This window comes from Verrucosispora sioxanthis, assembly GCF_010560025.1.
In the GTDB taxonomy this organism is placed as follows: domain Bacteria; phylum Actinomycetota; class Actinomycetes; order Mycobacteriales; family Micromonosporaceae; genus Micromonospora; species Micromonospora palythoicola.
In genome coordinates, this window is record NZ_SAIY01000021.1 from 1 (window position 1) to 1520 (window position 1520).

Annotated in this window: 2 protein-coding genes and 1 pseudogene; all 3 read right to left on the reverse strand. The window is 72.9% G+C overall.

Going from position 1 to position 1520, the window contains the following annotated elements:
* A partial coding sequence (locus ENC19_RS29085; RefSeq protein ID WP_164450238.1) for a LysM peptidoglycan-binding domain-containing protein occupies positions 1 to 819 on the reverse strand: 819 nt, incomplete at its 3' end.
* A gap of 16 nt (positions 820 to 835) precedes the next feature.
* Positions 836 to 1261, reverse strand: a complete 426-nt coding sequence (locus ENC19_RS29090) for a pilus assembly protein TadG-related protein (RefSeq protein WP_164446613.1) — start codon at positions 1259 to 1261, stop codon at positions 836 to 838.
* Positions 1258 to 1520: pseudogene (locus tag ENC19_RS29095) on the reverse strand (pilus assembly protein); the annotation flags it as partial. The gene ENC19_RS29090 and the pseudogene ENC19_RS29095, both read right to left, overlap by 4 nt.

The window sequence follows — 1520 nt, forward strand, 5'->3', positions numbered from 1 at the left end:
GCCGGGCCGCTCCACCGCGTCGCCCGGGTTGGTCGGCGTCGGGCGGGTCTGCTCGGTCCGTTCCGGCCCGGGAACGGGCCGGGGTTTCGGTGCGACCAGCCGGCCGGTGGCATGTTGCCGGGAACCCTGATCGTGTGCCTCCTCGGGCAGCTTGATGAGCTGGCCGGGGCGGATCCGGTCCGGGTTCCGCAGCTTGTTCAGTGCGGCCAACCGGTGGTAGTCGTCGAAGTCGTCGAGGTACCGGTCGGCGACTCCACCCAGGTAGTCACCCTTGGCGACCCGGTAAACGGGCGCTCCGGTCGAGGCGCCGGCACTGTCCGCTCGCGCGCCTGTCGCCGGCTGAGCCGCCATCGCGGGAGAAGGCGTGAATGCGGTGACGGAAGCGGCTCCACCGGCGTACGCCGTCGTGCCGTAAGCCGTGGTGGCGGCCGTGGCGGCGGGGCTGGCGGCGAGGATCAGCGCGACCGAACCGACGAGCGCGGCGGCGGCCCGCTGCTGCCGGCCCATGCCGGGCAGCCGGGGCGCGGGCCGGTCCAGCGCCTGTGCGCCCAGCTCCACGAGCACCGACAGGGCGAAGGTGGCCCAGCCGAACCAGCCCATGATCGCCAGCGCCCGCAGGAAGAGTTGACCGTCGTCGCGGCTGGTCAGCGTGGTGCCAATCTCCGCGAGCGTGGGTACGTGGTCGGGGAGCGGGTTGCCGGCGAAGGCCAGCAGCGCGATCGGTCCGCCGACCAGCAGACCGATCAGCACGACAAGCGCACCGAAGCCGGTGAGCATCCGACCGACCCGCCGTACGGCGGTGCCACCTGATGCGGCCATGGCTACCTTCCCTTTCCTAGGAGGCCCCGGTCAGCGCCCGTGCGGTCGCCTCACCGGAAACGGTGACGGTGTTGGAGAAGCCGAACAGGCCGAGCGCCGCCCGGTCGTAGGTGACCTCGACGCGTACCCGGATCAGGGTTTCGCCGTCGACCACCGGGAAGGTCACGGTGTGGTCGCTGGCGCCGGCGGTGGTGAGGTAGTTCCGGACGGCGCGGCGGGCCTCGCGCCGGTTGATCCGCTTGGGCCCGCCCTCGATGGCGGTGGCCCGGTCGATGGCCTGGCCGCCCGCGCGGGCCGCCTCGGCGGCCAGGTTCTCGGCGCGTTGCAGCGTGCGGAGCTGACCGGCGCCGTCGAACGCCATGCCGATGATGGCCAGCACCCCGATCAGGGCCACGGCGAGGAAGATGCTCACCCGACCGGCGTCGCCGCGCCCGGCCGTCATCCCCGGCTCCGGTAGCGGTCCAGCGGCGAGGTGAACGAGGCGGTGATCCGCTGTCCGTCCGGCATCGTCAGCGCCGGCAGGTTCATGTCGGCGTAGGAGACGGTGCAGGCGATCTCGACGGTGACGGTGGCGTTCTGCCCGACCTGGCTGGTGAAGACCCGGTTGAAGGTGGTGGACCGTCCGTCGACCGAGCCGCGGAGGGTCACCTGCGGGGCCCCGGAGCAGGCCACTCCCCGCCAGTCGAGCTGGCGGCGGGCGG

Excerpts from the sequence above, each read along its gene's own strand:
- ENC19_RS29090 (WP_164446613.1), bottom strand. The coding sequence starts at position 1,261 with ATGACGGCCGGGCGCGGCGACGCCGGTCGGGTGAGCATCTTCCTCGCC.